Below are 21,369 nucleotides of genomic sequence, written 5' to 3'. Positions count from 1 at the left end.
CTGAGCCTCGCGTTACGCTGTCAAGCATGATCGAGACCCGTCACCTTTCGCGCCAGTTCGGAAGCTTCACCGCCGTCGAGGACCTGACGCTGTCCGTGGCGCCGGGCGAGGTCTTCGGCTTCCTCGGGCCCAACGGCGCGGGCAAGACGACCGTCATGCGCATGCTCGCGGGCCTCATCGCCCCGACCGGCGGGACGGCCACCGTGGCCGGCCACGACGTCAGGACCGAGGGGCAGGCCATCCGGCGCCGCATCGGCCTTTTGACCGAGACCCCGAGCCTGTACCGCAAGCTCTCCGCCGAGGCCAACCTGCGCTTCTACGCGCGCCTGTACGGGGTCAAGGAGGCGGAGAAGGCCATTCGCCACTACCTGCAGGTGCTCGGCCTCTACGAGCGCCGCCACGAGCCGGTGGGCAGCTTCTCCAAGGGCATGCGCCAGAAGATCGCGATCGCCCGCGCCCTCATCCACGACCCGGACCTGGTTTTTCTGGACGAGCCGACCTCGGGCCTGGACCCCGAGGCTGCGCGCCTGGTGCTGGACTTCGTCGTGGGCCTCAAGGCCCAGGGGCGGACGGTCTTCCTGTGCACCCACCATTTGGACGAGGCCGAGCGCCTGTGCGATCGCGTCGGAGTTTTCAAGCGCCGGCTGATCGCGGTGGATACCCCCGAGAGCCTGCGCCGCAACCGCTTCGGCGCGAAGACCGTCCTGGAGCTTGCGCGGCGCGAGGACGCGCTCTTGCGCCGGGTGGCCGAGCTGCCTTTCGTGCAGGGGGTGCAGTGGCGCGATCGCGCCTTGGTCGTTTCGGTCGCCGACCCGGTGCGCCAGAACCCGCAGCTGGTGCGGACGGTCGTCGAGGCGGGCGGCGAGGTCCTCTTCGTCCGCGAGGAGAAGGCCTCGCTGGAGCAAGTCTATCTTTCGTTGACGGGGAGTTTGCGTCTTGACTAGCGCCTGGGTGGTCTTCGAGAAAGAGCTGAAGGACGTGCTGCGGCGGCCGGGCCTGATCGGCACCATGGGGGTGCCGCTGGTGCTCTTGACCCTTCTCGCGTTGCTCGCGCTCTACGCGGCGGGGCTGGAGGGGGCCGCTTCGCAGATGCCGCCCGTGCGCCTGCGCCCCGAGTCGCTCGCGGGCGCGAGCCCGGTCGAACTCGCGCAGTACGCGGCGCTGTCGCCCTTCTTCCTCATGTGGCTGATCTTCCCCGTGACGATCCCGAGCGCCCTTGCGGCCTACTCCATCGTCGGCGAGAAGGAGGAAGGGACGCTCGAGCCCTTGCTCGCGACCCCCATCAGCACCGCCGAATTGCTCCTCGGCAAGGCCCTCGCGGCCGCCTTGCCCGGGGTGGCGCTGGTCTGGGTGCCTTGGCTGGTGACCCTCGCGGTGGGCTACGCCCTCACGACCCCACGGGTCCTTGCGGCCACTCTGCTCTCGCCCCTCTGGCTCTCGGGGATGATCCTCTTGGCGCCGGCCATGACCTTCTTCACGGTCATGCTGCTCGTCATCCTCTCGTCGCGGGTCAACGACGTGCGCACCGCCAACCAGATCGGCGGGACCCTCATCGTTCCCTTGATCGTCCTGTTCGTGTCCCAGGTGGGCGGGGGGCTTTCCTTCGGGCTCTCGGCGGTGCTCGGCGCCTTCGGCTTCGTGATGGCGGGAGGGCTTGCGGCCCTTGCGATCGCGGTGCGCCTCTTCCAGCGCGAGGCGATCCTGGTGCGCTGGAAGCAGAGCCGGTAGCTTTACCCGGCTCCGCGCTTATTTCTTGAGGATGTAGCCGACCCAGCGCCGCTAGGATTACCCGGCCCTGCGCTTACTCCTTGAGGACGTAGCCGACCCCGCGCACCGTATGCAGCAGCTTCGGAGCGCCGGGGAGCTCGATCTTGTGGCGCAGGTGGCTGACGTAGACCTCGAGGATGTTCGCTTCGCCCTCGAAGTCGAAGCCCCACACCGCCTCGATGATTCGCTCGCGGTGCACGACCTTGTAGGGGTTCTGGATCAGGCAGCTGAGGAGGTCGAACTCCTTGGGGGTCAGGGTGATGGGCGTGCCACCGCGCATCACCTCTCGCGTGTCGAGATCGAGGCTGAGGTCGGCCACCTCGAAGCGGGTGCGCACCGTGGGCCGCCGATGGCGGAGCTGGGCATTGACGCGCGCCACGAGCTCTTCGAGATCGAACGGTTTGGGCAGGTAATCGCTTGCGCCGCTGTTGAGCCCCTCGATCCGCGCGGGGGTCTCACCGTGCGCGGTCAGCATCAGGATGGGCACGTCCGAGGTCTGGCGCACGCGCCGGCAGATCTCGATGCCGTCCAGCCCGGGCAGGGTGCGATCGAGAATGATGAGGTCCGGCTGGACCTGGCGAGCTGCCGAGAGCCCGGCGTTCCCCTCCATTTCGACCCGGACCTCGAAGCCTTCCGCTTCGAGCCGCGCGTTTAAGAGAGCCGCGATGTCGGGGGCGTCCTCCACGATGAGGATGCGCCCCTTACTGCTCGCTTTCATCTCCTGCCTTTCTTTGTCCGGACGCGCGGCGCCATGCCGTTTAGCTTGAAGCAATCGCCGGTCGGATTTTTAAATTTGCGTCATCTGGGATTAATTTTGCGTTTAGAACCGCGTCCTAATCTTACCACGGCCGATGCGGACGGGTGTCAAGTTGTAAAGGCGCCGGCTCCGGCCTTCGCAAGAGGAGAGAACGACCGGTGATAAAGCGTTTGGGGGCAGTGGCGGCGCTCGTATGCCTCACGGCATGCAGCGCTCCCTCGCTCGATAGCCAGATTCAATACGGCAGCGCGCGGCTTTCGCTCGCTGCCCAGGACGCGCGCAGCGTCCAGTTCCTCACGGGCGACATCCAGGCGATCCGCGTGACCGTCACCGAGGTGGGCGACAACGTCCAGATCGCCCAGGCGAGCTTCACCGGGGCAGCGCTCGCCAGTCATATGACGGGCAACGCCTTCTCCTTCACCGTCGACAACCTGAAGGTCAAGGACGGCGCTCATCCCAGCTTCAGCTATACCGCCAAGGTCGAGGCCTTCCTCGACGCGGGCCTTGCGACGGCCATCGGCGAGAGTGTCTCGACGCCCTTCAGCGTGAGCGTGGGCCCCGCCGCCACCAGCGTCGGCATGCCCAACCTGGTCCTCGCGGCGACGCCGGTCGGCGGCGCGAGCGGTAGCGTCACCATCGTGGACACCCCCGCGCCGGGGGTGGTGATCCGCTAGGCGTGAGAGGCTGGCGCAGCCTGGCGGCGGGGGTGAGCCTCGCCGCGCTCGCGGGCTGCGCCGCGCCTCTGGCGCCCACCGGGCTCGGGGTCGTGCAGTTGTACGGCGACCCCGGACGCCGGGTCCAGTACCGGGCCGATCAGATCGGGGCCCTCAAGGTGACGTTTTCTTCGAGCAACGCTCAGGCGCTCCATTCGCGGGTCTTCGGGGCCGAGGCCCTGCGACTTTCGAGCGGTGGGGCGACTTTCGCCTTCGAGGCACTGCACCTGCCGCCGGGTGCCTATCTCGCCCGTTTCGACGCCTATTTGGATCCGGGGATGGCGATCGCCATCGGCAGCGCGACCTCTTCTGCCTTCACCGTTTTCCCGAATCAGATGAGCCGTGTCTTAATCCCGCCGCTCACCCTTTCGCCCACGCCGGTCGGGCAGTGGCGGATCCGGGTCGTCACGAGCGTCGGCAAGGGATGGCAGTTTGGACGGCTCACGGCGGATCTTGCGGCACCCGACGGCACCACGGCATCCTTGCCGTCCGAGGTGGCCAAGTCCAATCGGACCTTTACCTGGGAGAACGTGCCGGCCCCTCTGGGAGCCATCAGCACGACCTCGGTCACGGTCACGGCGACCCATGGCAACCAAACCCTGACCCGCACCCAGGTCGCCACCGCGAGCTTGCTCGCGGATCGGCGCGTGACCTCGACTGTGTCGCTCGAACTACCTTGAGGAGGCGTCATGCTCCGCCTGATCGTCCTGTTCGCCCTGATGCTCTCGCTCGTCGGCTGCGCCGCGCGCGGAGCGGCCCAGCCAGCCCCTGCACGAGCGGTGGTGATACACTAGGAAGCATACGCTTTCCCCTGCCGACCCCGCCCGGTCCTCGGGCAGGAGCCCATGTCCACCATCGTCGCGCCTCTGCCTCTTGGCCTCGATCTCGCCCGCATCCGCGCCTATGCGGCGCGTCAGCCCCATGGCTTCATCCTCGATAGCGGGGAGGCGCCGGATGGCTGGCATTTCATCGGGTTCTCGCCCCGCGCGCTCCTCACCAGTCGCGGCGATCGCCTCACCCTCGTCGAGGACGCGAGCGAGCGGACCTGGCAGGGACACCCCCTCGAAGCCTTGCAGGAGCAGCTCGACCGGTGGCGCCTGGCGGGTGTCGAGGAGGCGCCGCCCTTCTGGGGTGGGGCCGTGGGGTACCTGAGCTACGACCTGGGCTGGCAGCTCGAGCGCTTGCCGCGCCTCGCCCTCGACGATCTGGGCCTGCCCGAGATGCGCTGGGGCTTTTACGACGTGGTCGTGGCCGTGCCCGTCGAGGGCCCTGCGCTGCTCTGCGTCTCGCCGGCACCCGGCGAAGGGCTTGAAGTGATCGCAGCCAAGCGTGCGCACTGGGAGCGCTTCCTCGCTGATTTGCCCGCGCAACCCGCGTGCGAGAGCGCCCGCGCCCTGGGGGAGCCGCGCTCGACCTTCTCGCGCGAGGCCTACCGCGAGGCGCTCGCGAGCGTGCTCGAACACATCGCGGCCGGCGACATCTACCAGGCCAATCTCTCTCAGCGCTTCGAGATCCCCGTCGAGGGCGACGCCTACGCCTGGTTCGAGCGCCTGCGCGCGCAGAACCCTGCGCCCTTCGCCGCGTACTTCAATGCCGGCGAGGCCGCCATTGTGAGCGTTTCGCCCGAACGCTTCTTGGAGGTGCGGGGCGATCGCGTCGAGACGGCCCCCATCAAGGGGACGCGCCCGAGGGGCCGCACCCCCGACGAGGACGCGCGCCTTGCCGACGAGTTGCGCCACAGCCTCAAGGACCGCGCCGAGCACCTGATGATCGTGGACCTGGAGCGCAACGACCTGGGCAGGGTTTGCCGCCTCGGCTCGGTCCGGGTCAGCGACCGATTCACGCTCGAGGCTCATCCGACCGTCTGGCACATGGTCTCGACGGTGGAGGGCCGCTTGGCTCCGGGCCGGGATGTGGCCGCCTTGCTCGCCGCCACCTTCCCCGGGGGCTCGATCACGGGGGCTCCCAAGATCCGGGCCATGGAGATCCTGGAGGGGCTGGAGCCCACCCGGCGCGGGGTGTACACCGGGGCCATCGGTTACCTGGGCCGCAACGGGGATCTGGATCTGAACATCGCGATTCGCACGGCGGTGGCCTACCCCGACCGGGTGTACGTCCAGGTGGGCGGAGGCATCGTGGCGGATTCGGATCCCGATGCGGAGTACCAGGAGACGCTCGACAAGGCGGCGGCCTTCTTCCGCTCGCTGGAGGTACCTATCGCATGCGTGTCGTTCTGAACGGAGAGCTGCTCGACGGCCAGGATGCCCGCCTTTCGGCCCTCGACGAGGGCTTGCTCTACGGGTACGGCCTCTTCGAGACGATCCGGGCGCTGGATGGCCACATGCCCCTCTTGGAGCGCCATCTCGACCGGCTCTTTTCGGGGGCCGTGCGCCTCGGCCTACCGGTGCGGCGCGAGCGGGCCGCGATTGCTAGGGACCTCGAAGCATTGCTCGCTGCCGAGGGCTTCGCCGACGCGCGGGTGCGCGTGACCTTGACCCGAGGGGCCGCCTTGCTCGGCGAGGGCAGTACGTTGCTTGCGACCGCCCAGCCCTACGCCCTGCCGGCACCCCCCTATGACCTGTGCGTCGTCTCGGGCCATCCGGGCGGGAGCTTTCCGCTGGCGGGCCTCAAGACCATCGGTTACTTGCCGCATCTCTTGGCGCGCGATCGCGCGCGGGCGGCAGGCCATCACGACGCGCTCTGGCTGGATGCCGGCGGGCGCGTGGTCGAGGCGACGACCGGCAACGTCTTCGTGGTGCTTCCAGACGGCACGGTCGTCACGCCGCCCCTGAGCGCGGGCCCCCTCGCGGGGGTTGGGCGCGCCTGGGCGATTGCGCGTCTGCGCGATGAGGGCGCGACGGTGCAGGAGGCCCCCCTTCGCGCCGCGCACTTATCTCAAGCGCGCGAGGTCTTTCTGACCAACGCCCTCATGGGGGCCATGCCCGTGCGGCGCCTCGATGGGCGCATGCTGCCTGCGATCGCGCCGGACGGCTGGGGCCTGCGCCTGCGCGAGGCCTTTGCCGACCTCTTCCGAGCCCGCTAAGTAAGCCGGGTGCCTTCAGAGTTTAATGGCGCGCGTGGCGATGTAGCAGGCCATGAACCGGTGAATCGGTTCGGGCTCCGTATCCCAGCTGTCTTCGTAGAAGCCGGTCAGCGCGAAGCCCGCGCGGATTTGTCCGCCGATCTGATCGTCGAGCGAATGGCCGAAGGCGAGCGGTTCGCCCGGGTCGGTGTACCGACGGCGCTCCTCCTCACTGAGGCTTTCGAGATCTGAGTAGGGAATCCGGTACTTGAACTGGGCGACGCCCTGCTCGCTGAGCTCGGGATCGAGCGCGAACACGACGGGATTCACGATCCCCGCGATCATCGTCCCGCCGCGGCGCAGCACCCGGTAAGCCTCGTTCCAGACCGGCTGGATCTCCGGGGCGAAGCAGTTGGAGCACGGGTGGACGATGAAGTCGAAGGAGGCGTCCTCGAAGCAGGAGAGGTCGCGCATATCCCCCTGGACGGTTGCGATCGCAAGCCCGTCGCGCTCGGCCACCATGCGGTCCTGCGCGAGCTGGGCCGGTGAGTTGTCGAAGACGGTGACCTGCGCGCCGGCCGCCGCCAGGAGCGGGCCCTGCTGCCCCCCGCCCGAGGCCAGCGCGAGGACGCGAGCCCCTTCGAGCGGCGGAAACCAGTCGCGGGGAACGGGCTTCTGGGGGGTCAGGACGATCTGCCAATCCCCGCGCCGGGCGCGGGCGATTTCCTCGGAAGAGACGGGGCGCGTCCACTGGTTGCCATTGGCGACCTGGCGGTCCCAGGCGTCACGGTTGTAGGCAAGGATATCCATGGGTTCCTCCGCTATTGAGACGACATCCCCCGGCTCATCGAGCCGGGGGATGTCGTTTGATCGAGCGTGAAGCTTAGATCGAGAGGGCCTTGAAGGCGTTGATGCGGCCGTGGCCGAAGCTCTTGTCGAAGCCGGCGGCGCCGAGGTCCTCGGAGCTCTGCTCGAGCTTGGCGCGGACGCCAGCGAGGTCGAGCGAGGGGTACTTGTCGCGGATCAGGGCGGCGAGACCGGCGGCAGCGGGGCAAGCCATCGAGGTGCCCGAGAGCGAGCCGTACTTGGTCTTGCCGATGGGGTTGGCGGCCATCGGGAGGGTCGACATGATGTTGCTGCCGGGGGCCGAGATCGAGATGTGGCTGCCCATGTTCGAGAAGCTGGACTTGTTGTCCGAGCTGTCGGTCGAACCGACGCCGATCACGCCGGGGATCGCGGCAGGGTAGCTCTTGGTCTCGCGACCATCGTTGCCCATCGCGGCGACGACGACGCTGCCCTTGCTCATCGCGTAGTTGACCGCATCCTCGACCGCCTTGGACGAGGTGGGACCGCCGAGGCTCATCGAGATGACCTGCGCGCCCTGGTCGGCGGCGTAGACGATGCCCTGAGCGACGCCCTCATAGGAACCGCTACCCGACTTCGAGAGGACCTTGACCGCGAGGATCTTGACCTTGGGGGCGATACCGGCGATGCCCTCGTTGTTGTTGGCCGAGGCAGCGGCGATACCGGCGCAGTGGGTGCCGTGGCCCTGGTCGTCCATCGCGTCGGCGTCGTTGTTCACGAAGTCGTAGCCCTTGAGGGTACGGCCGGCGAGGTCGGGGTGGGTGTAGTCAACACCGGTGTCGACGATGGCGAGGAGGGTCTTCTCCGAACCCATCGAGAGGTCCCACGCCTGGCGGGCCTGCACCTTGTCGAGGGTGTACTGGTCCTTGGCCATGGGGTCGTTCACATCGGCCTGGACGGTGTAGTCCGAAGCGCGGACGACGTAGTTGGGCTCAGCGTACTCGACCATACCGGAAGCCTTGAGCTTCGAGATGGCGGTGGCGACGTCACCCTTCACGGTGATCAGCTGCATGCCGATCTTGCTGTTGGAGCGAACGGTCTTGGCACCGAGGTCACGGGTGAGGCCGAGCGACTGAGCGCCGGTCTTGAACTTGACGAGGACCTGGTTGGGGACCGATTCGGCCTTGATCGCCGCGTCCGAGCCAGTGTTGCCGATGGCGGCGCCGTTGGTCAGGCCGCAGCCGGTGAGCGACAGGGCGGTCATGGCAGCGAGGACCGAGGCGAGGGCAACAGGCTTGCGAATGAGCGTCATCGACTTCTCCTTAAGTGGGGGGATGGACGGTACGCGACGAACGTTAAGAAGTTAATTCAAGATTAACTTGGGTTTAATGTATCACTTCACATTGGCATAAGCAACCCTTAAACTGCTCTTAAGTAAAAGATTAACCTTATCTTAACCTTTTCACAGAAAAAATATGCGCCCCCCGATCCGGGGAGCGCAGCGTGGGGCCTGGAAAAGGGCGTTTTGAAGAGGCTCAGGCTTCGCGCAGGTAAGCCTCGATGAGCAGGTCACCTCCGACGGATCGACTGGTCATGCTATAGAGGGGCAAAGCCTCCTCGACCAGGGAGACCCCCAGCCCTTCGACCGGGGTCAGGGCCGACTTCCCACCGATGATCATGGGAGCGATGGTGCAGTAGAGCTTGTCTACGATGCCGGCCTCGAGGGCGGCGGCGTTGAGGTTGCCGCCTCCTTCGACCAGGACGCTCGTGATGCCGCGCCGGCTAAGGATGTGCATGAGCTTGTTGAGGTCCACGTGGGACTCCAGGCCGTCCATGGTCTCGGGGCAGACGAGGATCTCGGCGCCGAGCGCCTGGAGGGCCCGGATCCGATCCTCGGGGGCGTACTTGGTGACGGCGACCAGAGTGTTGGGGCGCAGGCGGCCGGTCCCCGTCTTGCCGAGCATCTTGCAACTCATGGGGGTGCGCGCCAGCGAGTCGACGACGACCCGCAGGGGGCTGCGGGCACGCGGCAGGGTGCAGTAGAGGTCGGGATCGTCCTGGATCAAGGTGGTGACGCCGACGAGCACCGCGTCGTAAGTGGCCCGCAGTTGCTGGAGGTGGGCATGGGCTTCGGGCCCGCCGATGTAGTCGCGCTCGCCGACGGCGGTGGCGATCTTGCCGTCGAGGCTCATGGCGCTGCGCAGGGCGACGAAGGGGCGCCGGGTGGCGCTGTACTTGAAGAAGATCTCGTTGAGGCGCCGGACCGCCTCGCGCTCGATCCCGACGTCCACCTGGAGCCCGGCTTCTTGGAGGGCGCGGATGGCGCGGCCTGCGGTGGCGGGGTTGCCGTCCTCGTGGGCGATCACGACGCGCGAGAGGTCCGCCGCGAGGATCCGCTCGAGGCAGGACGAGGGGCGGCCCGCGAGGTGGCAGGGCTCGATGGTCATGTAGAGGGTGCCCCCCCGGCTCGCCTCGCCCGCCGCGTCGAGGGCGCAGTGCTCGGCGTGGGGCTGCCCCGCCTGGAGGTGGAAGCCTTCGCCGACGATCTGGTCGCCCTGGGTGACGACGGCGCCGGCCATGGGGTGGGGGCTGGTCCAGCCGCGCCCTTGGAGCGCCAGCTCGATGGCGCGCTGCATGAAGACGGAATCGGCGTTCATGATTGGTTCGACTCCTCTGTAACAGCAACAGGCGCTGCTGCTGTTTACTGTGGATGGCTCATTCAAGAATCCTGGCAGGTGTCATGCTATGCTGACGCTCGTGTGTCCATGCTACCAGGAGGCTTCCCATGAAAGTGCTCGCCACCACCGACGGCTCCCCTTACTCTCGCGAGGCCCTGAAGCGGCTCGGCACCTTGATCCCCCGCGAGGGAACCGAGCTGGTGCTGCTCGCCGCTTACCCGAGTCCCGGGGGTGGATCCTTCGGGATGATGGGGCCCCCCTACGTCGATTATGCCCAGTTGGCCATCCAGATGCACGACGAGGCGAAGGGCTTCGCCGAGGAGGGCGCGCGGATTCTCGAGGCCCAGGGCTTCACGGTGGCGCCGAAGGTGGCCGAGGGCGATCCGGCCTCGGTGATCCTGGACGTGGCCGAGCAGCTCAAGGTGGATCTGGTGGTGGTCGGCTCCCACGGCCGGACGGGGCTCGTTCGCTTCTTCTTGGGCAGCGTCTCGTCGCGGATCGCAAGCCATGCCCCCTGCTCGGTGCTGATCGTCAAGAACGCCGAGACGACCAAGTAGGGGCTCTCAGGGCGCAAGCCGGGTTTCAAGCTCCCAGACCCCGGCGAGTACGCAGTCCGCTTCGGGAGCAAGCCAGGCTTCGGGGGTCACCCCCGAGGCCACGGCGATCGCCCCGGCTGCCCGCGCATGGCGCGCCATGCGCATGTCGTTGAGCCCATCGCCCACCATCCAGGTCTCCTGGGGCGATACCCCGAGCTCCTGGCAGGCTGCGAGCAGCATGTCCGGGTGGGGCTTGTTGCGCGCGACCGCGTCGGCCCCGTAGACCGCCGTGAAGCAGTGGGAGATGCCGAGTAGCTCCAGGTCGCGCCGGGCGTTGGCGGTGGTGTCGGAGGTGGCGACGGCGAGCTTGGCCCCGCGTGAAACGAGAGCTTCCAGGGCAGGCCGGACGGCGCCCGGCGCCTGGACGTGATCGGCAGGCGAGACTGCTGCTTCTCCGGTTTCGAAGGCCCGGTCCGAGAGGCGTCGGGCTTCGAGCCAATCGAAGCCGCGCTGGTAGAGGAAGCCCGAGGCGAGGGTCAGGGCCTCGGTTTGTGCGGCCAGGGCGAGCGGCCCGGTCGGGTCGATGACGCCTTGCTGGATGCCGAAGAGGGTCGTGAGCGGCTCTTTCTCCGTTTCGGGCAGGGATGCGAGCGCCAGGAGGGCGTCGACGCGCGCCTCCACCACGGCTCGCCAGAAGGGCGCGAAGTCGACGAGTACGCCGTCCTTGTCGAAGACGACGGCGCGCGCGGGCATCAGCCCGGGAAGATCGTTCAAGCGAAGCACGGGGCCCTCCTTCTCGTCCTTTGTATACCCGCCAGGCGCCCTGTAGTATGGTCTCATGCACGCCACTGGATCCGTCGAGCAGCTTGAAGCCGAGTTCGACGCGCTTGCCGACGAGTTCTGCCACACGGCCGACGAGCCCTTGCTAGCAAGCGCCCTCGAACGGGTGCCGGCTCCGTTGTTGGCGTCGCGCCCCTTCTTTCTCGTCTTGCAGGGGGATCTCCACTTCGAGGCGCGCCAGGACGCGCTCGCAGAGGAGCTGTACCGGCGGGCTTTGGACCTGGAGCCGGACCCCGCGCGGCGCCTTGCGCTCCAGGTCCGCGCCTTTGCAGCCGCCGTACGCCTGGGGGATACCGCCGAGCAGGCGCGCCTGAAGAAGGTGCTGGAACCGGTGGCCGGCACCCTGCCGCCGCGCGAGCGGGCGCAGTGGTGCTACTGGCGAGGGACGCTGCTCTGGCGGCAAGGACAGGCAGAGCAGGCGATTGCGGCCTTCGAGGAGCTCTGCGAGGCCCCCGGGGTGCCCGGGGATCGCCGCCTGGCCTTCACCCGTTTCCGTGCGCACTACGCGCTGAGCGCTGCGGCCGTGGACCTCGGGCGGATCGCGCTGGCGCTCAGCCACACCCGTGCGCTCATCGACCTGGGCCGCGCCGAGGGCTTCTACCCGCACATGCTGTTGGCCTTCGTGTTGCGCTTCAACGCGCTGCTCCTGGATGAAGGGGAGCCGCCCTCGCTTGACGAGCTGCTCGCGGTGCCGTTCGAGGCTTTGGCGCCGCTTTCCGCCAGCGCGCGTCACGACTATCTGACCGCGTTCGGGGTGCGGGCCTTGCGTCTCGGCAACCTGGAGCTGGCGGCATCGACCTTCCGGCAGCTCGAATTGGATGCCGAGCGGGATGCCTTGGGGCATCGGCTCGCGTTGGCGCGCTTCTGGCTGATGCAGGTGGGGGTGCGCCAAGGGGCCCTCGACGAGGCACGGCGGTGGTACGAAGCGCTGCAGGCGGTGCCTGCGCCGCATCGCTTCAAGGCGAACCTGCAACCGGTCTGGGCCGCGCTCATGATCCGGGCGAAGCGCCCAGAGGAGGCGCTTTCGCTCCTGGCGGATCCCGAGGCGCCGGGTTTGGCAGAGAGCGATCGCGCCCGCCTTTCCCTTTACCGCCTCGCGGCCCGCGATGCGGCGGGCGAGCCCGGGGCCCGGGCCCAGTTGGAAGCATGGCTTGCGACCGAGGAGGGGGAAGCTGCTGGGCGCCAGGAGGCGCTTTTGCTCGCGGAGCTCGGGGTCGTGCCTGTGACGCATCGGCTGTTGCTTTGCGCCTTCGGCGAGACGCGCTTGGCGGCAGGCGATCGCGTGGTCGATTTTCCTCGCAAGAAGGCGCTCTCGCTCATCGCATGGCTTGCGCTCGAGCCCGAGGGCCTGAGCAGCGAGCAACTCGTCTTGCGCCTGTTCGCGGACAGCGAGGAGGCGGACCCCGCCCAGGCCCTGCGCCTCTGTGTCTACCAGGCGCGGCGCGCCCTCAAGGCCGCGGGGCTGAGCGATCCCATCGAGAGCCTGCGGGGCGCTTATCGGCTGCGCCGCGAGGCCTTCGGCGTGATCGACTTCCAGGAATGCGAGCGCTTGCATGGCCAAGCCCTGCTGCTCGAAGCGGCCGGCCATCGCGAGGCGGCCCTCTGCTTCCACCGCCTGGTGGATTGGACGGTGCGAGGCCCCCTCTTCGACGACTTGCCGGACCCCGCCTTCGAGCCTCATCGGGCGCGCTTTGCGGCCATGGCCGAGCGATCACGCGCCTTCATCCGGGCTCACGCCCTTGCTCTGGAGACGGGGCCCAGCGAGCCACACGCCCCGGTGGCTGTTGCGGAGGCGCTGACGCAGGGCGGGCTCGCGGGGGCCCTTGCCGCCTGGCAAGCTGGAGAGGGCGCCGAGGCCCGCGCGATTCTGGAGGGGGCGCTGCGCAAGCCCTTTCTTGGGGATCGCACCGCGATCGCGACGCACGGGGCGGCGCTCGGCTTGCTGAGCCTCGTCGCCTCGACGAACGATCGCACCGAGGCGCGTCTCTGGGCGGACCGGCTCGCGCTGCACGCGCGACGCCACCCGGAGGCTTGCGAGCCTCTCTTCGTCCACGCGGTGGGGGTTCATGCGGGGGATGCGACCCTTGCGGGGGCCCTGGCGATCGCGCCCGAGGCCCTCACGAGCGCGTCGCCCGAGACGCTGAGCCTCTTCTTGGCTTCCCTTGCGCGCCTCTTGGGGCAGGCCGGGCGCGACGATCTCGCGGGGGCGCTCCGGGCCCGGCTCGATCACCTGCTATCCATCACCGCTCACCCCGCCGTCGCCCGGAGCCTCATCCCCCCGAGCTCACAAGCCGCCAAGCCGGACGTCGCCCTGCGATTGCGGTTCTTCGGCGAGCCTTCGGTGCGGGTGGGGGCGCGCGAGGTCCATTTCCCGCGCAGGAAGGGGCTCTACTTTTTGGGGCTGCTCGCGCTGTGGCCCCAGGGGCTCAAGAACGAGGAGGTCTTCGCCGCCCTCTACCCCGAGACGCGGCATTCGAGCCCCAAGGCCACCGTCTACAAGGTGGCACAGCTCGCCCGCCGTTTCCTTGCGGAGGCGGGCCTCGACGCGGAGGTCATCGAGAGCGTGCGAGGGCTCTACCGCCTACATCGAGCGATCATTTCCCACTGCGATCTTCACTGCTTCGACGCGTTCTACGACAAGGGGCGCGAGCTGGAGCGGCTCGGGCACGCGGCGATCGCGGCCCATTTCTATCGTGTGGCCGCGGACGTTGCGGCGCCCGGCGTTCCCTTCGATGGCTTCGACGAACCCTGCTTCGAGACGGCCTGGCGCTCGTATCGGGCGAAGGCCTTCCACGCCGCGCGCTTCTTGGCGCTCTAGTCGCGCTGCTCGGGTGCTTCGGGCTGCATGGGGCTCGCTGGGGGCGGGCTCGTGGGCACGAAGCGGGTCGCTCCCAGGCGCTGCGCGTTCGCCTTGACCAGCACCGCGGCGTAGTCGAGGCGCTGGGCGATCTCGTCGCCGACCGGCGCGCTCAGGACCCGCTCTTGGGTCATCTGGCGTGCGCTCGCCTTGATCGCCTCCAGGCGATCGAGGAGGGCCGCGTTCTGGTAGTAGGGCGTCGCCGTGAGCGGCAGGGAGCGCTGGAGCTTCTTGAGCTCGCCGCGCACCACCGCGACGCTTGCGGCCGTGCCGGGGTCGGCGGCGGCCTGGACCTGGCCCAGGTAGGAGTTGTCCAGTTCGGCGAGCACCCGGCGCGCGGCGGGGATGAGCTTGCGGCCCGGGTTCATGGCGGGCTTGCGGAAGGGGCCGGCTTCAAGCGCTTCGAGCATGCCGGGCTTGAGGTGGGCCAAGGCGAAGAAGAGCACCGCGGGCGACTGGCGCTGGTTCAGGTACTCGATCTGCTCGAGGGTCTGGGGGATGGGGTCGTCCATGCGGTGGGGGCCCAGGATGGCGTAGAGCAAGTTGGTCCGGGTGCCGTTATCCGTCTCCCAGTTGAGCCAGGTGCCCAGGTCAGAGGTCTTGGACGTGTACAGCATGGACGTGACGAAGTCGGTCCAGCCGTTGTTGGACCAGTGGCGCCAGTGCTGCATCTTGTTGAGGCGGCCGTACCGCTCTCCGCGGAAGGTCGAGACCGACAACTGCAAGTTGGGGTTCTTGAGCTTGAGGCGCTGGGCGAGGGTCTGGACCGTCAGGTTGACCTGCTGCTCGCGCCAGAGCTGGTACTCGACCCAGGCGGGGCTGTTGGGCTTGAGGGGCGAGGGCGGGAAGGCGCCGTGCCGCGCGTAATAGTCGAGCCCGAAGGAGGTCTGGCTGATCCAGTCGTCGGGGGTCTCCTCGTCGTAGCGGATGTAGTCGAGCAAGAGCCCGTCCACGTCGTAGCGGTCGGTCAGCTCGTCCACCAGCCCGAAGACCCACTCGCGCGCGCGCGGATCGCCCGGCGAGAGGAAGCGAGGATCCGCGGTCTTGGGGCCGCGGGCCGCGAGTGCTGGCAGGCGCGAGAGCACCGGGTCGCCGAAGCCCGGGCTCTTGACCCGGAAGGTCCAGATCCAGGGGTGGACCTCGATGCCCGCCCGGTGCGCCTCGCTGACGAGGGTCCGGAAGGGGTCGAAGCCGAGCTTGGCGAACTCGGGGTCCTTGTCGGTGAAGCGGCTGGGGTAGAGGGTGTACCCGCGCCGGAACACTTCGGGGATGATCATGTTGAAGTTGGCGCGCGACAGCCGCTCGACCAGCTCGCGGATCCCCTCTTGGGTCTTGGGCAGCGACGACATGTCGATGAACAGGCCGCGGGCCTCGACCCCGCGCGACGGCGAGGTGCCCAGGTAAGAGGCGTCCAGGCGATCGCGGGCCTTGTCGAGCCACTCTTGCACCCGCTTGGGGTCCTCGCGCATCTCGATGAGCAGCGAGGCGGTGTCCAGGGCCATCTTGCCCACGGTCAAATCCACCTCGGCGCGCGAGACCGGGACGTCGAGCATGCGGCTCTTGGCCTGAGCAAGACGGGTTTCGAGCCTGGTGTGGCGATCGCGCAAGGTCGAAAGCTGGGTTTCGAGGGGGCCTGCGAGCGCAGGGGCGCCGAGGGCGCCAACGAGGGTCAGCGCGACGAGCGCCGACACGAAACGGGAGGTGAGCAACGCCGGGATCCTTTTTCTGCCGCAGAGGGCCCTGTAGCGCAGGGCACAAGCCCCTTGCGGGGCCCTGTCATGCTAACCGGGGCCGACCCCCCGCGTCAACGCGACAACAGCGATAGTCGGGCATTGTTTCTTTTTGTGAAGCGTGCTATTCTGCCGCGCATGTTCGACGCCATGCCCGAGGCGCGCCGCCTCTTGGCGAGTGGTCCGCCCGCCGCGACGCCTCCGATTCCAGACGACCACCGCCTCCTGTCCATCGGGCACGAGGCCTGCGAGATCCTGAAAGCGGCCGGCGTGCCGTTCATGGTCGGGGGCGGGGTCGCGGTGTGGGCCTACGGGCGTCGCCGCTGCACCAAGGACATCGACCTCTTCCTGCCGTCCAAGATCCCCTTCGTGGCCATGGACGCGCTCGGCAAGCGAGGCTTCCACACCCGGGACACCGATGCGAGCTGGCTTTACAAGGCCTTCAAGGACGGGGTGCTGATCGACCTCATCGTCTGGACCACGGGTAACGTGCGGCTGGACGCCGAGACCTTCGCCCACACCCGCGACGCCGAGATCGATGGTTTGCCCTTCACCCTGATGGGGCCCGAGGACGTGCTGTTCCGCAAGATCCTCTCGCACCGCGAGGAGCGCCGGGACTGGTACGACGCCCTCTCGATGCTCGCGCGGCCGGTGGCTAATTTCGACTGGGAGTACTTCATGAGCCGGGTCCGTCCCGAGCATGCCCGCCGGGTGCTGTCCTTCGTGCTGTACGCCCAGGCGGACCTCGGCCGCGAGGCGGTGCCGGACTGGGTCGTCACGGCGCTGCTCAAGGACCTGGAGGTCGAGGCCTAGTAGCGCGCGGGCTCGCGGACCTTTTGTAACTCGTACAACGCATAGGGCCGCCCGAGCACCGGGATCGAGCAGTTCCGCACCGGGACTCCCCCCGGGGTCTGACCGTGCTCGGAGCCCCGGTGGGCGTGCCCGTGCAGCACCAGATCCGCCCCGCAGGCGTCGATCGGCTCGCCGAGGATCGACGAGCCGAGGAAGGGGTACACTCCGACGCTCTCGCCCTTGAGGGTCTCGGGGATCGGGGAGTAGTGCAGGAGCACCACCTTGTAGTCGGTCTCGAGGCTCGTCAGGCCTTGCTCGATGGCCTCGGCGCAGGCGTAGGTCTCGCGCATGAACTGCTTGATCTCGGGCTCGCCGAAGGGGGCGATGCAAGCCTGGCCGAAGCCGCCCGCGAATCCCTTGGTCCCGACCACTCCGAGGGTTTGCCCCCGGACCTCCACCACGGTCGATTCCTTCTCGAGGACGATGGCGCCCGCCTCTTCCAGGATCTCGCGCACCAGGTGCGGGGTCTCGGCGTGGTAGTCGTGGTTGCCCATGACGCACAGCACCGGGATCGAGAGACTCGCAAGCTCGGTGGCGAGGGCCTCGGCTTCGGCCGCCTCGCCCCAGTTGGTCAGGTCCCCGGCCAACAGCAGCAGGTCGGCTTCGCGGTTGAGCTTGGAGAACCAAGGGGCGAACAGCCCGATCGCATCGGCCCGGCAGTGCAGGTCTCCGCTGGCGGCGATCCGGATCATGGCGTATGGCCTCCCGGCAGGATGACCTCGGCCTCGTCGGGCGCTCGCACGATGCGCACGTGGGTGCGGTTGAGGAAGTCGCGGGCCTCGGGCAGGGCCGCAAGCACCGCGCTGACGGCTTGGCGTTGGGCGTCCGAGTTGACCTCACCGGTGACCACCCCGCGTCCCTCGGGCGTGAACTGGACCCGCAGGTCGGTCGTGCCCACCCGCTCGTCGGTGGCGAGCGCGGTGCGGACCTTGCTGACCAGGTACACCTTTTCCATGCTTTCCCCTCCTCTGAGCGCGCTGAGCCTCCCCTCGGGGCTGCCCCCTTCGCTTCGAGGGCGGTCGGGGCGCATGCCAAGTCTAGGGCCATGAGGGGCTCCGGACAACACCGGCTAAGCCGCTCTGCGCTTGACTTGCGGGGGGATTGTTACGTAGGATTAAGCGGCGTCGGAGCCCCTCACGGCGCCGAGCAGCGAGGCATCCTCCATGCAAGACCACCGCCCTCTGCACCTGATCGTGATCGACGGCTGGCATCCAGGGCTGCTCCAGCAGGAGCGCGATCGCTTGCCCGCTTTTTCCTTCCTCGCGGCGGCGGGCCTGCTCGATCTGGAGTGCGTCTCGACCTTCCCGACCGTCACCCCGAGCGCGCTCAGCACCCTGGTGACCGGGGTCATGCCGAGCGTCCACGGCATCCGCGGGATCATGTGGTACCACCGCGAGGAGGACCGCTACGTCCACTACTGGCCCTCGCACCAGAGCCTTGTCAGGGGGACCCTGCCGCGCGTGCTCCGCGACATCTTCATCCACCTGAACGGCGCCCACCTTAACGTGTCGACCCCCACGGTCTTCGAGCGCCTCGAAGCGGCGGGGCTCGTCTGCGGCAACGTGAACTTCCCGATCACCCGCGGGACCTGCCTGCATCGGGCGACGCTGCCCCGCTTGATCTCCTGGCTTGCGGGGCTGGAGCCGGATCTCGCCGTGAGCGGCCCGCGCCACTGCTACCTGGGGGATTTCGTGCCCATGCCGGGCTTCGGCAAGCAGGGCCTCTTCGGCCGCTTCGGCATCAACGACGATCGGGCGGGGGATTATGGGGCCGCCATGATCAAGGAGCAACACCCCGACTTCAGCCTCGTCTACCTGAACGAGCACGACCTTCGCTCGCATCACGCGGGCCCCATGGGGTGCGCCTACAGCCTCTCGATCATCGATCGGCAGCTCGCCAAGCTGATGGACGCCTACGGCTCCTGGGAGAAGGCGGTGACCGAGGCCCGCTGGATCCTGGTCGGCGACCACGCCCAGAGTCCCATCGGCGGCAGGCCGGGGTACGCCGTCAACGTCTTCAAGGCCTTCAAGGGCTTCACGGTGGCTCCTTTGGCCGTGGGGGGGCTGGACGCGCGGGGGGCAGACCTTGCGATCGCCCCCAATGATCGCTCGGCGCTCATCTACCTGCGGGATCCCACGCGGCTGTCCGACGTGCTGGAGCAGGTCGCGCGCTGGCCGAGCGTGGATCAGATCGCCTGGCGCGAAGGCCAAGACTGCTGCGCCATGAGCGCCGAAAGCGGGCGGGTGCTGCGCTGGCGCGCGGGGGGCGATCGCCTGGATCCGCACGGGCGCGCCTGGAGGCTCGCGGGCGACCCCGGGGTCCTCGGCCTGCGCCTCGATCGCGACGGAGGGCTTGGCGGCTTGGAGTACCCGGATGCGCTTTCGCGACTCGGGGACGCCCTGGAGGGCGGAGCGGACGTGGTGTTGACCGCAAAGCGCGGCTACGAGTTCACCACGGGCATCACCATGGGCAAGGGCAACCACGGCAGCCTTGCGAAAGAGGACTCCATGGTCCCATTATTGACGGTGGGGCTGCCGCCGCTCGGCGCACCTTCGCGCACCAGCGACGTGGCGCGCCTGGTGCTCGCGGCTTTCGGCCTCGCGTCCATCCCGCCCGCGTCCTTGTGGAGGCAATCGTGGTCCTCATCCGTCAATGGCTAGCTTCCGCCCTGGCCTTTCTCGCCATCGCCCTGTACCTGCCCGGTTTTCACGTCAGCGATCCGGTTTCCGCGGTGCTCGCGAGCGCCGTCCTGGGGCTCTTCAACGCCATCCTGCGCCCCATCCTTCAGCTCTTCGCCTTCCCGTTGACCCTGATGACCTTCGGGCTCTTCCTCTTGGTTATCAACGGTCTGATGATGTGGCTGGTGCCCTTCGTGGTGAAGGGGGTGCGGATCGAGGCCTTCGTGGCCAACGGCATGCAGGTGCCGGCCTTCGCGACCGCCATGCTCGCCGCGGTGCTCGTGTCCTTGGCCAGCTGGCTCATCGGCGGGCTGCTCAGGGTCCTGACCGGCGCTAAGAAGTAAGCCTTGAAGCCCCCCTGGCCCGGGAAGGATCCTGAAAACCGAGGAATGATGGACGTTCGGCGCTCTGCGCGGCTTGACGCGCCGACTTGCGCCTCGCTAGTATGATCCTCAATGGAGGGCGTCGCCGGTAGGCGGGGGCCCGGAAAGAGGCCGAACGACCATGAAGCTGCTCTTGGTAGCGGATCAGTATTACCCCCCGACGCTCGGCGGCAGCGCCATCACCATCCGGCGCCTGGCCCACGGTCTCGCCGAGCGCGGCCACGACGTGACGATCCTCGCGCCGGGCACCCAGGGCATGCGCAACTACGTGGAGCGCGACGGCCAGACGACGGTGGTCCGCGCCCGCGCCATCCCGGCCCTGCACCTGGCGACCAACACCAACAAAGAGTCCGCTCCGCGCATCACCATCCTCCCCGATAACCTGGTCGAGCACACCATCCACCGGATCCAGCCGGATCTGGTGCAGCTCGTCACGCCGACCATCATGGGCCCCTCGGCTCTCAAGAATGCGCGTCGGCTCGGGATCCCGGTGGTGGCGAGCAACCATGGCATTCCGGACAACCTGATCCCTTTCAAGGTCGACCGCGACTGGCTCGCCTACAAGATCTTCGACAACGTCTACTGGGCCGAGGTCGTCTCGTTCCTCAACCAGGTGGACTTCGTCACGGCGCCGACCAACCTGGCCTGCGACATGCTGACCGAGCGTGGTCTGGAGAAGCAGCCGGTGCCCGTCTCCAACGGGGTGGACCTCAACGTCTTCACGCCGCCCTCGCCCGGCGAGAAGGAGCGGCTCCGGGTCCGCTTCAAGCTGCCGAACGATCGCCCCGTCGTCCTCTACGCGGGCCGTCTTGCGCTTGAGAAACGCCTTGACGTGCTGCTCGAGGCCATGCCCAAGGTGCTCGCCCAGACCCAGTGCCATTTCCTCTTCATGGGGGCCGGCGCCCTCGACGTGAAGGGGATGGTCGCGGGCCTCGGCCTCTCGGATCATGCGACCTTCACTGGGCTGGTGGATGACCAGAGCCTGCCCTTGGTGTACCGAGCGGCCGACATGCTGGTGCTGCCCTCCGAGTCGGAGCTCCAGGGGATGGTGCTGCTCGAAGGGGCGGCGAGCGGTTTGCCGCTCATCGGGGCCAACGCGCTCGCGATCCCCGAGATCGTCCACCACGCGGACAACGGCTTCCTGCACCTGCCGGGCAACTCGGACGATCTAGCCGAGCGCATCATCTGCCTGGTCGATGATGCGGAGCTGCGTGCTCAGTACGGCCGGCGCAGTGTCGAGCTGGTCCAGCACCACGCTCTCGAAGCCTGTATCGGCCAGATGGAGTCGATCTACGAAGAGATGATCGCCCTGCCCAGGTAGCTATTCAGGAAGGACAATACGAGATACCGGACTTCGCTCCGGTATTTTTCGACTCAAATCATCATTCCTACTCCCCGTGGAGTGCGAATGCGCCCTGCGATGGAAAAATTGGTCATCGACCAGATTTTGTCTTCCGTTGCAGGGTGAGCTGCATTTCTTGAAGCAGGCGGCTGCTAGTGCCGACGCTCGGTCCCGCCTAACGAAAGGGGCTGGCACAGATCGCCAACCCCGATGGTCTCAACAATGCTCGCTAGAAATAGCGCTCGAGCGCTATCGCGCCCGTAATCGCATGATTACGGGCGCTTTCGGCATGACGCCTGAAGCGCCAACATCGCGCGCTTTCTCGTCGCCTGGATCTTGGGGCTCACCTGGGGGGGAAGAATTCTGCTACAGGCAGATAACAAGGCGACCGCCGCCAGGCGTCCAAGCTA

At 67.9% G+C, this 21,369-nt stretch carries 20 protein-coding genes; 12 read left to right on the top strand and 8 right to left on the bottom strand.

All coding sequences use genetic code 11. The features are described from left to right. Positions 1 to 26 precede the first annotated feature (26 nt). Complete coding sequence (locus J7643_15270) at positions 27 to 944, top strand: ABC transporter ATP-binding protein (GenBank protein MBO9541947.1); 918 nt, start codon at positions 27 to 29, stop codon at positions 942 to 944. Then, on the top strand, positions 937 to 1,728 hold the full coding sequence (locus tag J7643_15265; protein MBO9541946.1) for an ABC transporter permease subunit: 792 nt from the start codon (positions 937 to 939) through the stop codon (positions 1,726 to 1,728). The genes J7643_15270 and J7643_15265 overlap by 8 nt, the downstream gene beginning before the upstream one ends. Positions 1,729 to 1,801: 73 nt before the next feature. On the opposite strand, the gene J7643_15260 is transcribed toward J7643_15265, so the two are convergent. Continuing rightward, positions 1,802 to 2,485 carry a response regulator transcription factor gene (locus tag J7643_15260; GenBank protein ID MBO9541945.1) on the bottom strand — a complete coding sequence of 228 codons (684 nt, stop codon included), beginning with the start codon at positions 2,483 to 2,485 and terminating at the stop codon, positions 1,802 to 1,804. Positions 2,486 to 2,682: 197 nt separating this feature from the next. On the opposite strand from J7643_15260, the gene J7643_15255 reads away from it, so the two are divergent. The 4 genes from J7643_15255 (at position 2,683) to J7643_15240 (ending at position 6,280) form a co-directional block, all read left to right on the top strand. After that, positions 2,683 to 3,198 carry a hypothetical protein gene (locus tag J7643_15255; GenBank protein MBO9541944.1) on the top strand — a complete coding sequence of 172 codons (516 nt, stop codon included), beginning with the start codon at positions 2,683 to 2,685 and terminating at the stop codon, positions 3,196 to 3,198. A 2-nt stretch (positions 3,199 to 3,200) separates the two neighbouring features. Next, a complete protein-coding gene (locus tag J7643_15250; GenBank protein ID MBO9541943.1) occupies positions 3,201 to 3,917 on the top strand; it encodes a hypothetical protein in 717 nt (238 codons plus the stop codon). A 165-nt stretch (positions 3,918 to 4,082) separates the two neighbouring features. Further along, positions 4,083 to 5,474, top strand: a complete 1,392-nt coding sequence (gene pabB / locus J7643_15245; protein MBO9541942.1) for an aminodeoxychorismate synthase component I — start codon at positions 4,083 to 4,085, stop codon at positions 5,472 to 5,474. Then, positions 5,459 to 6,280 (top strand): aminotransferase class IV family protein, encoded by an 822-nt coding sequence (locus tag J7643_15240; protein ID MBO9541941.1) that lies wholly within the window; start codon positions 5,459 to 5,461, stop codon positions 6,278 to 6,280. The genes pabB and J7643_15240 overlap by 16 nt, the downstream gene beginning before the upstream one ends. 15 nt (positions 6,281 to 6,295) lie before the next feature. On the opposite strand, the gene J7643_15235 is transcribed toward J7643_15240, so the two are convergent. The 3 genes from J7643_15235 to ribD all read right to left on the bottom strand — a co-directional run bounded on the left by J7643_15235 (position 6,296) and on the right by ribD (position 9,720). After that, positions 6,296 to 7,069 (bottom strand): class I SAM-dependent methyltransferase, encoded by a 774-nt coding sequence (locus tag J7643_15235; protein ID MBO9541940.1) that lies wholly within the window; start codon positions 7,067 to 7,069, stop codon positions 6,296 to 6,298. Positions 7,070 to 7,142: 73 nt separating this feature from the next. After that, positions 7,143 to 8,375, bottom strand: a complete 1,233-nt coding sequence (locus J7643_15230) for a peptidase S8 (GenBank protein ID MBO9541939.1) — start codon at positions 8,373 to 8,375, stop codon at positions 7,143 to 7,145. 223 nt (positions 8,376 to 8,598) lie between these two features. Next, entirely contained in the window at positions 8,599 to 9,720 is a 1,122-nt protein-coding gene (ribD, locus tag J7643_15225; protein ID MBO9541938.1) for a bifunctional diaminohydroxyphosphoribosylaminopyrimidine deaminase/5-amino-6-(5-phosphoribosylamino)uracil reductase RibD, read from the bottom strand. Between the two features lie 128 nt (positions 9,721 to 9,848). Here ribD and J7643_15220 point away from each other — a divergent pair, with 128 nt between their 5' ends. Further along, positions 9,849 to 10,298 (top strand): universal stress protein, encoded by a 450-nt coding sequence (locus J7643_15220; protein MBO9541937.1) that lies wholly within the window; start codon positions 9,849 to 9,851, stop codon positions 10,296 to 10,298. Positions 10,299 to 10,304: 6 nt separating this feature from the next. Here J7643_15220 and J7643_15215 read toward each other — a convergent pair whose 3' ends face one another. Then, the gene (locus tag J7643_15215) at positions 10,305 to 11,060 is read right to left on the bottom strand and encodes an HAD family hydrolase (GenBank protein ID MBO9541936.1); all 756 of its coding nucleotides are present in this window, start codon (positions 11,058 to 11,060) and stop codon (positions 10,305 to 10,307) included. A gap of 55 nt (positions 11,061 to 11,115) precedes the next feature. Between J7643_15215 and J7643_15210 the strand changes: the two genes are divergently transcribed. Continuing rightward, positions 11,116 to 13,935: a helix-turn-helix domain-containing protein gene (locus tag J7643_15210; protein MBO9541935.1), complete on the top strand. Its 2,820-nt coding sequence runs from the start codon at positions 11,116 to 11,118 to the stop codon at positions 13,933 to 13,935. Here J7643_15210 and J7643_15205 read toward each other — a convergent pair. After that, on the bottom strand, positions 13,932 to 15,683 hold the full coding sequence (locus J7643_15205) for a family 10 glycosylhydrolase (GenBank protein MBO9541934.1): 1,752 nt from the start codon (positions 15,681 to 15,683) through the stop codon (positions 13,932 to 13,934). The two genes, J7643_15210 and J7643_15205, sit on opposite strands and share 4 nt — an antisense overlap. Before the next feature lie 135 nt (positions 15,684 to 15,818). Between J7643_15205 and J7643_15200 the strand changes: the two genes are divergently transcribed. Next, positions 15,819 to 16,517 (top strand): nucleotidyltransferase, encoded by a 699-nt coding sequence (locus tag J7643_15200; protein MBO9541933.1) that lies wholly within the window; start codon positions 15,819 to 15,821, stop codon positions 16,515 to 16,517. Here the strand turns inward: J7643_15200 and J7643_15195 are convergent. Both J7643_15195 and J7643_15190 read right to left on the bottom strand, forming a co-directional pair. Continuing rightward, positions 16,514 to 17,248, bottom strand: a complete 735-nt coding sequence (locus tag J7643_15195; GenBank protein ID MBO9541932.1) for a metallophosphoesterase — start codon at positions 17,246 to 17,248, stop codon at positions 16,514 to 16,516. The genes J7643_15200 and J7643_15195 overlap by 4 nt on opposite strands. Then, positions 17,245 to 17,511, bottom strand: a complete 267-nt coding sequence (locus tag J7643_15190; GenBank protein MBO9541931.1) for a BON domain-containing protein — start codon at positions 17,509 to 17,511, stop codon at positions 17,245 to 17,247. The genes J7643_15195 and J7643_15190 overlap by 4 nt, the downstream gene beginning before the upstream one ends. A gap of 208 nt (positions 17,512 to 17,719) precedes the next feature. Between J7643_15190 and J7643_15185 the strand changes: the two genes are divergently transcribed. The 3 genes from J7643_15185 (at position 17,720) to J7643_15175 (ending at position 20,938) form a co-directional block, all read left to right on the top strand. Continuing rightward, positions 17,720 to 19,216: an alkaline phosphatase family protein gene (locus J7643_15185; GenBank protein MBO9541930.1), complete on the top strand. Its 1,497-nt coding sequence runs from the start codon at positions 17,720 to 17,722 to the stop codon at positions 19,214 to 19,216. Continuing rightward, positions 19,192 to 19,578, top strand: coding sequence for a phage holin family protein (locus J7643_15180; protein ID MBO9541929.1), 387 nt, complete (start codon positions 19,192 to 19,194; stop codon positions 19,576 to 19,578). The genes J7643_15185 and J7643_15180 overlap by 25 nt, the downstream gene beginning before the upstream one ends. 160 nt (positions 19,579 to 19,738) lie before the next feature. After that, positions 19,739 to 20,938: a glycosyltransferase gene (locus J7643_15175; protein ID MBO9541928.1), complete on the top strand. Its 1,200-nt coding sequence runs from the start codon at positions 19,739 to 19,741 to the stop codon at positions 20,936 to 20,938. Positions 20,939 to 21,369 lie beyond the last annotated feature (431 nt).

The organism is bacterium, assembly GCA_017744355.1.
In the GTDB taxonomy this organism is placed as follows: Bacteria; Cyanobacteriota; Sericytochromatia; order S15B-MN24; family UBA4093; genus JAGIBK01.
The sequence above is the reverse complement of the archived record's forward strand: the minus strand, read 5'-3'. Positions and strand labels throughout refer to the sequence as shown.

Coding starts and splice junctions, on each gene's coding strand:
- J7643_15220 (MBO9541937.1), top strand. CDS start 9,849: ATGAAAGTGCTCGCCACCACCGACGGCTCCCCTTACTCTCGCGAGGCC.
- J7643_15270 (MBO9541947.1), top strand. CDS start 27: ATGATCGAGACCCGTCACCTTTCGCGCCAGTTCGGAAGCTTCACCGCC.
- pabB (MBO9541942.1), top strand. CDS start 4,083: ATGTCCACCATCGTCGCGCCTCTGCCTCTTGGCCTCGATCTCGCCCGC.
- J7643_15175 (MBO9541928.1), top strand. CDS start 19,739: ATGAAGCTGCTCTTGGTAGCGGATCAGTATTACCCCCCGACGCTCGGC.
- J7643_15240 (MBO9541941.1), top strand. CDS start 5,459: ATGCGTGTCGTTCTGAACGGAGAGCTGCTCGACGGCCAGGATGCCCGC.
- J7643_15260 (MBO9541945.1), bottom strand. CDS start 2,485: ATGAAAGCGAGCAGTAAGGGGCGCATCCTCATCGTGGAGGACGCCCCC.
- J7643_15190 (MBO9541931.1), bottom strand. CDS start 17,511: ATGGAAAAGGTGTACCTGGTCAGCAAGGTCCGCACCGCGCTCGCCACC.
- J7643_15235 (MBO9541940.1), bottom strand. CDS start 7,069: ATGGATATCCTTGCCTACAACCGTGACGCCTGGGACCGCCAGGTCGCC.
- J7643_15185 (MBO9541930.1), top strand. CDS start 17,720: ATGCAAGACCACCGCCCTCTGCACCTGATCGTGATCGACGGCTGGCAT.
- J7643_15230 (MBO9541939.1), bottom strand. CDS start 8,375: ATGACGCTCATTCGCAAGCCTGTTGCCCTCGCCTCGGTCCTCGCTGCC.
- ribD (MBO9541938.1), bottom strand. CDS start 9,720: ATGAACGCCGATTCCGTCTTCATGCAGCGCGCCATCGAGCTGGCGCTC.
- J7643_15195 (MBO9541932.1), bottom strand. CDS start 17,248: ATGATCCGGATCGCCGCCAGCGGAGACCTGCACTGCCGGGCCGATGCG.
- J7643_15210 (MBO9541935.1), top strand. CDS start 11,116: ATGCACGCCACTGGATCCGTCGAGCAGCTTGAAGCCGAGTTCGACGCG.